General features: G+C 37.7%; 7 protein-coding genes. 3 read left to right on the top strand and 4 right to left on the bottom strand.

What is annotated here, in order from left to right:
• Window positions 1–115: 115 nt before the first annotated feature.
• Both BPMYX0001_RS24930 and BPMYX0001_RS24925 read right to left on the bottom strand, forming a co-directional pair.
• On the bottom strand, window positions 116–301 hold the full coding sequence (locus BPMYX0001_RS24930) for a hypothetical protein (protein WP_006096958.1): 186 nt from the start codon (window positions 299–301) through the stop codon (window positions 116–118).
• Window position 302: 1 nt separating this feature from the next.
• Entirely contained in the window at window positions 303–599 is a 297-nt protein-coding gene (locus BPMYX0001_RS24925; RefSeq protein WP_033799341.1) for a phage protein, read from the bottom strand.
• Between the two features lie 164 nt (window positions 600–763).
• Between BPMYX0001_RS24925 and BPMYX0001_RS24920 the strand changes: the two genes are divergently transcribed.
• A complete protein-coding gene (locus tag BPMYX0001_RS24920) occupies window positions 764–1,138 on the top strand; it encodes a hypothetical protein (protein WP_033799340.1) in 375 nt (124 codons plus the stop codon).
• 117 nt (window positions 1,139–1,255) lie between these two features.
• The gene (locus tag BPMYX0001_RS33350) at window positions 1,256–1,417 is read left to right on the top strand and encodes a hypothetical protein (protein WP_167535686.1); all 162 of its coding nucleotides are present in this window, start codon (window positions 1,256–1,258) and stop codon (window positions 1,415–1,417) included.
• 241 nt (window positions 1,418–1,658) lie between these two features.
• Here BPMYX0001_RS33350 and BPMYX0001_RS24915 read toward each other — a convergent pair whose 3' ends face one another.
• A complete protein-coding gene (locus BPMYX0001_RS24915) occupies window positions 1,659–4,538 on the bottom strand; it encodes a hypothetical protein (RefSeq protein ID WP_006096954.1) in 2,880 nt (959 codons plus the stop codon).
• 632 nt (window positions 4,539–5,170) lie between these two features.
• Here BPMYX0001_RS24915 and BPMYX0001_RS24910 point away from each other — a divergent pair.
• Window positions 5,171–6,919, top strand: coding sequence for a phospholipase D family protein (locus BPMYX0001_RS24910; RefSeq protein WP_006096953.1), 1,749 nt, complete (start codon window positions 5,171–5,173; stop codon window positions 6,917–6,919).
• A 958-nt stretch (window positions 6,920–7,877) separates the two neighbouring features.
• Here the strand turns inward: BPMYX0001_RS24910 and BPMYX0001_RS24905 are convergent.
• Window positions 7,878–9,071 (bottom strand): hypothetical protein (locus tag BPMYX0001_RS24905; RefSeq protein WP_033799339.1); only part of this gene is annotated, 1,194 nt, incomplete at its 5' end.

Genomic DNA, 9,071 nt, shown 5'->3' with positions numbered 1-9,071 from the left:
CAAAAGTGATATCATATCCTCCATACCTCCTTTAGGTAGTTGAGCCTGTATGGAAGGTTAGAAAAAACAGATTAAGGCGCACTATTACAATTTTTTTCAACTACCAGATGTAATACTAACGTAGAAACACATCTAGTACATCCATTAGCACGTACCAAACACTCCCAATTAATAAGCATTTTAGCCCCGCACGTAGCAACCAATCTGGAAGGTAAAGACCTTTCTTTTTTAGTAACTTAATTCCCAAAACTGAAGCACCAGTAACGGCATAAACTACCCCTAGCTCTCCAATGATCGTCACTTTAGTCCCATCCCTTCGGTTTAATAGATAAGTTCCCTTTACGATCCCTGTATAGTTGGTAATCATCTAATAACTCATTCCAACTTACAGCATGTTCATCACCATATAGATCTTCTTCAATTTTTTGACTTAAATAATAATATCCTCGGTACTGTGGGTCTAAATAAACTTCATGTCGTTGCATATGCTCTTGTATAGCGCATATGTTTTCTTCACTTTTAGTACTTTTATACATTTGATTCAATGTTCGAGAGGAATAAAGATACGGTGTACTATACAACATTTGATATTGATTCATATGTCTCACCATCCATATAAAATTCTAAGTACACTAATACATATGAGTGCTATCCATATTATTGAATTTGTACAAAAAATATAATATCTACTCACAAAGGACAGTTATGTATATACGAAGAATGTATGTTGCAACAGGGAAAAAGAGGAAAGAGGTGACGTTGCTTGTTAAAGTCAAAAAAATTCATCATTCCGTTATTAATATTTACCTTGTTGGCTATATTCGTTATCGAAAAAAGAAGAGTTATTTTTCAAGAAGAGAACCCCATACCATTAGCCATAGGAATGTCAAAAATGATTTTTCAAGGGAAAGAAATAGTTGAAATAGAACAAAACGAAGATCGATATTCAGATGTTTCTCTTTATTTGGTAAAACGTAGGAAAATGGAGCCCTTCATAAAGATGCTGGAGAAAGATGGTTGGACATTCGTTGAGCAATTAGAATATCAAAATGCTTTAATTTTTGAAAAGGGGAATCAGACTCAAAGTATTTCTTATAGATACTATACAAGATATTACACGATACTCGACTCTTATTAAGATGAGGTGTACAGTCTTCAAACGGAGAAGACTATGCTATAATATGAAAAGATAACTGTGAAGTTAGGGTGGCTATCCCCTTTTTTCCATTTGGAAAAGAAGGGGGGTGAATACGCCATGGATCTTTTTCTTGAGTTTCTAAAAGAAATTATAAAAGGTGTCGTTCGTGAATCGATTGCACATCTTTTTAAGAGAAATATTTTAGAAAACAAGAAAACCACCCTTTCTTCACGCCGTCGCAAGCAGAGAAAGAGTGGTTTTCGTAAATATAAACGATAATCGATAGCCACCACCTGATGGTAGCAGTTATCCAAAGAGGAGCACATGTTGGTAGCATGTTGCTCTCTTTTTTATTGTATGATTTTATTGACTGAAGTATACCTTAGTTTGTATCTATATTATAGCATGTACAATGAGATTTGCAATCTAGACAAATAACAATGGTTCCTTTTAGTATCGTCATGGTTACAAAAAATATTTCCTTTTGTAATAAACTCTGTATTCTTAAAAAGAAGTGATTCTAAATATCAACATCTGTAATGGTATTATCAATGTTTATTTCCATCACTCTAGGTTCTACAGTTTCCGCTTCACTTTCTACACATACTTGTCTGTTGTGGTCACTCTCTACAGGTATTTGTCTCCCTGTAATCGGGTTGTAGGCCACCTCTACAGGAACCACTTGATCAGTAGGCAGGACTTCTATCCATTGGTCGAAAACTTGGAAGTTCTTATCTTTATTGTTAGGATCTCGATTTAAATCGTTTGGGTCTACACGGAAGCCACCTTGCAACGGATAAAAACCATGCTCAAAGACCTTTTCAACTGGAGTTGAAGTAACTTTGTTATCATCATTAACTTCAGTTTCCGGAAATGTCTGGACTTGATTAGATTCCTCATGTTTCTCAGCGACTTGCATACAAAGAAAATCGATTGCGTTTTTTATGGTAACTGTTTCTTCAGGCTCTAATCCTAAATTTGTTTTGATTTGGTTTAGTTCATCGTCTGAAGCAAGATACTCAGCATTCAGACCATCAACTCCCTCAATATTAGTGTTTTGTAGCCAATTCAAAGCAGCTTGCTCCTTCCCAGGACGAATAGGAATAATTGCTTTAACCCAAGGTGCGTTGAGGAAAGCATTTCGTAAATTGTCACCGTCTAATTGTAAAAGCCAACCTAACGAACTACCCATGGGCGCAGGATTGGACTTTTCCGTAATCAAGTAATTATCTAGCCGCACAGGACTTTCAGACCAAGTAACAAGGTTATCGTTAAGCTGTCTCTTAATTTCCTGTATGTTAACTTCCCTTTTATACGTACGGGGCTTCCACCACTCTGGAGCGACAAAGTACAGCATCTTATCAATATCAAAGATAGAATTAATCAACTCCGAAAGAACGTGACGGCTGCTGTTGGTGGCATTAATGTAATGATCATTTGTCATCAAGGAACTTATCAGCTGACGGTAAATAATAATACGTTCTTCTTCACGTAATTCTTCAAATTTACGCTTATGGATATCTCTGGCAAACTCAACACGCTCCTTAACAGCCTTGTAAAAAGCTTCTTTGGATTTGCGTATATTTTCCTTGTTTGCTGTCTCACCAGCGCGTTTCTTCTCTTTGTTGGCATCACCAATTTCTCTTCTTTTGGCCTCGGTGACTGTATATGTCAATGTAAAACCAACCACGAAGTCTACGCGGTTAAACTTAAGACCACCAGGTTCTGTGATCACACCTACTTCAATCCGTTTATTATCCGTAAACCGAGCACCGAAACGCCAAGCACCTTCGAAGTCTTTACCTGAAGCAGTAATCTGTGCAGCTGGAATAATTCTGTCATCAACGACAACTTCAAATCCTTCTGGCGCCGGTGGTGGATCAATCGTTGTAAGTGTTACGAAGCCGTACATTCTCGTATCATCACCGAAATTCCAGGTCGCATTTGTTTTACAAGGGATCACTTGGTCGGGAGGAATGGGGATTTCCGTTTGATCAGGCACTTGGACGAGATCGGTCGGTTGTGCATAATGAACTAAGTCCGCGAGTCCAAGGTCTTCACCCGGGTTATCAACAAATGTTTCCCAACATAGATAAGTACCGACATCCTGTACTTGTACACCAACCTGTCTCATTTTTCTGCGCAATTCATAGTTAATTAGTTTTTCTGTGTTGTTAGCTAAAATATGACGTTTACTTGACGTGTCTGTGACCTCAGTTACAGTTTTAAAAGTCGTTTTATAATTTTCACGTATTTCGCTTGATAACTTTTCACTCTGTGTTCTCATTCTTTTGTGAGTTGTTTCCCTGGACAACTGTTGTGTCTTGTCCATGTTCAGACTTGCTGTTGCGGAAGCGTCCCCAGTACCCCATGATTGATTCACGGTGGTTGTAAAACCTAACTTAAGATCTTCTTTGTTTTCTTCCTTCACCGCTTCACTTATGTCATCCTGGTCCGTTTTGGCGGTCTCTATTTTTTTCGTTTTTTCAATAAGTGTTTCGATTGTTCTCTCGGTGGTAGTCTTTCGAGTACTAACCTCAATTAATTCTACTGTTGACCCAGGGCTTAGCCACACGTGACTTGTTGGAGTCCCAAGAAATGTATCTAACTCAAAGAAATACTGTCGGAATAAATGAACCATGCCAAGCGGCGACAAGGTCGCGTCTTTCACATCTTTTCTTGGATCGAATGTCAAGTAAGGATCCGTAAAACCAATGTCCTTCCTGTTTAGTGCTTGGAGGAAAGAGTGTCTTGAATCTACGGCCATCTTATCAAAGAAGATATTGTTTAGCTCATTAACGCGACCATTTGCAACTAGCTCTTTGATGACACCCGCGATTTTTGCTTCATTGGTGATACCACTCCTTACTTCCTCTTTACAGTGCTGTAATTTTTCAAATGGCAGTAAAAAGTCCTCTGTATCCGTGTTTTCTTCAATCGGAACAATCTCATTTTGCTCGCAACAGCCAATTGAAATTTCATTGTAATGCTCAAGAACTTTTGTTCTAAGAATTTCCGATAGAAGGTCGTTGTTGACAAGGCGTTGCCAGTCATCTTCCGTAACTGGTATTTTCCCAAAATCTTGAAGTATTTGACTGATTTGCTGAAGTACGATGGAATCCTGAGGAATTAACTTGGGACCAGCAAACCCAGCCGGCCCTAAGTTAGGAGCTGAAATTGTACAGTCATCATTAAAATCAATAGTTATATCATCTTCAAGGTATGGACCTAATCGAGAAAATAAACTTTTATAATCATTGTCGGTATTTTTTTTGATTCGATCGTGCTTCCTTTTAGAGTTCCAGCCAATTAAGGAATGATAAACACCGAATAGCTCACTAGCGTAAGGTAGAACCGATTTATAGGCGAATAAATCAGTTATTCGCTTAATGTTTGACATGTTATGTACCCCTTTCGTCTTAGATAAAGATTATTTATTATGTGATGGCTGTAAATAACTTAGCCGTCTTCAGACTTAAATATCCCCAAATTTCATGGGAGATATGTATTTTTAAACCTATTAAGAGGTTTAATGTAATAGGCTTTTGTGAATCTAAAATAAAGTTTAATTGTTTGTAAAAAAAGGTTGATCAAAATATGATTCATGTTTTGATAAAAGCATTGATAAATCAAGATTTACAGAACATTTTTGATTAATCTTTTTACAAAGCTTCATGTTAGTATCCCATGTCAACACTAATTCCATTATGGTTGCTCAGATAAGCACACAAGGTTAAGATTTGCAAGGGAAGGGCACCTGAAGCATTAGCTAAAGAAGACTTGCAAACTTTCTTTAAATTATAAACAGGTCAAGTTTAACTTCCATTAGTTCAAAAGTATAAAGCTTCCTTACAATTCACAAATTATGAGTACACTACAGAAAAAGCATTGAATTTATTTTCCCAAGACAAGTAAACACTCAAACACATATCGGAGGGATGAAAGTTGAGAATTAATTTTGCAAAATTTAAAGGTATGCTATCCTATGCAAGCGAAATTCACGACATACAATTGGCTATGGAGGCGGCTTAGATGGGGAATAATGATATTGTCAAACCAGTGAAACCTACCCCTGGCACCGTAGCGCCGCCAAAACAGCTAGAACCGCCAACAGTCCTACCACCAAGTAAGATTACACAGCCAGGACAACCATTTACAAATAGCTGTAGCACTGACGCCACCGAGATCGCTAAACTTCCGCATCAAGGAATCGATATTGGGTGGCCCAACGAAGGAATGAAGCGAAAGAAGCTAATCGACAATGCATTGAAATGGTTTGACGGCGCACCCGAGCCTTCGTCAGGTAATATTGTCGTACCCTACATCTATGGCCGTTGTGCATTCGATGACATCGCTGAAGCTCTTGCCACAGCAACATCATCCGACCATCGTATCTATCTGATTGGTTGGCATGTCGAACCGTGGACGCGTATGAAAAATCCACTCAGTGGCACTCCTCCCGTGAACACACTTCTTCAAGATTATTTGAAGAACACGAAAGCACAAGTCCGTGGTTTGTTTTGGAACACGCCGTTCAAAGGTAAACCTGGTGACAACAAGGCGATTGCAGACTTTATTAATAGTCTACCAAACGGCGTCGCTCTTGAAGACGACCGCTTAGTTCCAGGCGATCTACCCAATCGAGGTCCGAACGCTCACCATCAGAAACTCGTCGTCATCAGCGGAAACTCTGGTCTTGTGGCTTTCCTCGGTGGAATGGACTTGAACAATACACGTGTTGACGTGGGCGGGATGTCGCCCTTGCATGACGTACATATCCGCTTGAACGGCCCATCCGTAGCCGAAGCCCTCAGCGTCTTTCGCGATCGTTGGATGGATCATCCATCAACGCCCGCGCTGGATAATATTAAATTCCAAATGACTCCGAATGCTGTGAGGAAAGATTTTTCACGTGTCGCCGCATTACAATCGAGAGACATGGACACGTGCACAGTGCTAGGAGGAAAAGTCAAACCGAGAAGGATGCTAGTTTCAGTCGGGCGAACCTTTCCAAATCTCACGAAATTCAAACCTGGAGACTCATATAAGTTTAAAAATCCCGACCAGTCTGCTTGGCAACTTGTCAAAAACGGCATCACCAATGCACGAGAGTACATCTATATCGAAGATCAGTACCTTGTAAGTCGCCGTGTGAAGGACGCTCTTGTCGCAAAATTGAAGGAGCCAAGCTTCAAATTTCTCCTCATCCTGATGAGTAACTCACAACATTTTGAGAGCAGCGACAATATTGATAAGAACGAATTTCCCTATCTAATTGGCGTGCGCAACGAGTTTCGTACCGACTTAAAGAAAATCGACCCACAGCGTAAAAAATGGCGCATGTTTAGCCTAAAAGAAACAAAGGATCCGGGCCGTAGACCCTGGTGCGGCGACTTTGTACACTCGAAGCTCTGGATAATCGACGACGAGTATGTAGCTGTTGGGTCAGCAAATTGCGATGATCGTGGATACACTTACGACACTGAGATTATGGCAGGCATTACGGAAGAACCATTAGAACGTGCGGCAGGAGGAAGATTCGCTCGCGATCTTCGAATCGCACTCTGGCGTAAACATCTAGGCCTTCCTCATGCCCAGTTCTTTGATATAGCCACCGGGTTGAAGCATTGGCTGAACCCTCCCCCATCTGCTATGATTTATGATTCCTCTGACCTTGAGGAGAGCCCGCTCTTAGACAATACAAAAGGACTAACACGAGAGGACTCAAATGCAAACTTTGCCTGGACCCATTTGCTAGATCCTGACGCGGACAAACTCTGATTTCTGATAGCCTTTATAAAGGTGTACCACTTGAGATGAGGGCGCAATATACTAAAAAAACATTAGAAAAAGAGAAAACCACTCTATTTTCACGCTATCGCAAGCAGAGGAAGAGTGGTTTTCATAAATATAAATGATAAGTTGATTCCCTTTCACTTCAGAAAAATTTAAACTTTTTGTATTTATATTTGTACTTCCATTTAACTCAATTAAAAATATCTTATATAAATATATATCTTATATATATTTAAGATATAAAGATAAAACTTATATAGGGCTAGTAAATATGATTTTATCCTTACTGTAACAAGGGATTTGAGCATACCATAGCACAAAAAATCATAAATAGAAGAATCTAACAACACAAAATTAGCTATTAGTACGGTATAAAACCTACAAATAATCATAAATAGTATCATATATTTCTACATAAAAAATGAAACAAATTGATGCATTGTTAAATATATTTATTCAAGTAATAAATTTTCAATTTATCCACCGTATGTCCACAATTTCTTAATATTTACTCACAAAACATTCACAATATAGGTTAACTAATCAACATAATTAGAATTTGTCACATAACTCACATAAATATTGATGATTTTTGATAGGTGAAGTACTAAAACCCCTTTATTTCAATAATAATTACATAATATTATTCACATTAGATTTTATTTATCTACATACCCACGAAATTTAATGTTTTTCTTATGATTTTTTGTAGGTATTTGAATGTATTTTAGATAAAAATAATGTGTTTATTTAAACATAGATGTGGAAAATTAGTTAATTGCAGTACAGTTTTGTATAGGAATGTATAAAAAAAGACTCTATTATGAATAGAATCGAGTAAAGGTGTCTATAAGGAGAAATCAGTGTAGGGTTTTTAAATAATGGAACCAACACGAATAGCCCTCTATTTATATTTTTTTCAAAAATAGAGAGCGGAGTATCGTTAATTTGTTTCTATTACCTCAAGTACTTGTTCAGCTGTCGTTACTTGAATACCAGCGCGTACTAATTGTTCAAATGCACGAATAAACGTAATCAAATTGAACTCATTCGGCACTTCAATAACGCGAAGTGTTTCTTTAGGTAATCTATCTATCTTTTCAATGAACAATTCGCGAACATCACTCGGAATAAAGCGATCTTTATGTCCTCTTGTTTTTAGAAGTTCACGTATTTCTATTTCTAAAGCTATATAAGCATTTAGATTTGCACCTTGTTCATAGGCGTATTTTCTAAACAATGTTTCTTCTTGATATTTTAAATAGTTACGGTGATACGATTCCTCTGTAACTGGTACAGCGAATTTGGATTTTAGTAACTCATATGTTTTACGGAACAACTTTTTGATGTTTCGAAGAGAGTACATAGAGAAATGCAATCCAAAATCAAATACAGCTTGTTCCTTTTGTTCTTTTGAAACATGTTGTGTAATAAGAGGGTAAATGCCTTCTTTTGCCGCTGTATCAAGAATTTGATATTGTGATGTTTGATTTAATATTTTTTTCAGCGTATACACTAACTTACTTGGATATTCTTCATTACGATCTATCATGTCACGTAAGCTGCGAATGACACTTCGAATTTGTCGATGACAAGTATACTTAAGTACATGAATAAATTTATTCATGTCTTGTGCAAATTCACCGATATTCAGTTCTTGTAGCACAGATTCAATAAAACGAGCTTTCCGTGCATACGTAACCTTTGGGGGAAATGGATCACGATACTGTATTTCCCCAGCTTCTTTTGTACATAAGAAATCTGTATGTAAGGATAGATATAAAGTCGTATATCTTTTTTTATTTTTACTCCCTTTTTGCAACTTGCAAATTTTGAATAGGGGAGTCCCTGAACATGGCAATGCAGTTGTTAATTCTATCATAACCGCACGGATTTGATGTGGGTATTTCTTATGTAAAAAGCGGTACATTCCGCCAAAATGAGTTGTATTTCCTCTTTCATCCTGTTTATCTAAGGAACGTTTAAGCGTCGTTTCGCTGTACTGTTGCATAGCAATGTCCAAGAATAGTTTCTTAGCCGCAACTGAAAGCTCAAAGAAAGCTTTGGTAAATACGACTGGGCTAATATACACATAGGAATTTACCTTTTCAGTTTCTTCATTCATAAAATGAGTTAA

The organism is Bacillus pseudomycoides DSM 12442 (assembly GCF_000161455.1).
GTDB lineage: Bacteria > Bacillota > Bacilli > Bacillales > Bacillaceae_G > Bacillus_A > Bacillus_A pseudomycoides.
This window is presented reverse-complemented; position numbering and strand designations above follow the sequence as displayed.

What these genes read in the sequence shown, in the direction of transcription:
- BPMYX0001_RS24925 (WP_033799341.1), bottom strand. Translation starts at nt 599, where the DNA reads ATGAATCAATATCAAATGTTGTATAGTACACCGTATCTTTATTCCTCT.
- BPMYX0001_RS33350 (WP_167535686.1), top strand. Translation starts at nt 1,256, where the DNA reads ATGGATCTTTTTCTTGAGTTTCTAAAAGAAATTATAAAAGGTGTCGTT.
- BPMYX0001_RS24915 (WP_006096954.1), bottom strand. Translation starts at nt 4,538, where the DNA reads ATGTCAAACATTAAGCGAATAACTGATTTATTCGCCTATAAATCGGTT.
- BPMYX0001_RS24910 (WP_006096953.1), top strand. Translation starts at nt 5,171, where the DNA reads ATGGGGAATAATGATATTGTCAAACCAGTGAAACCTACCCCTGGCACC.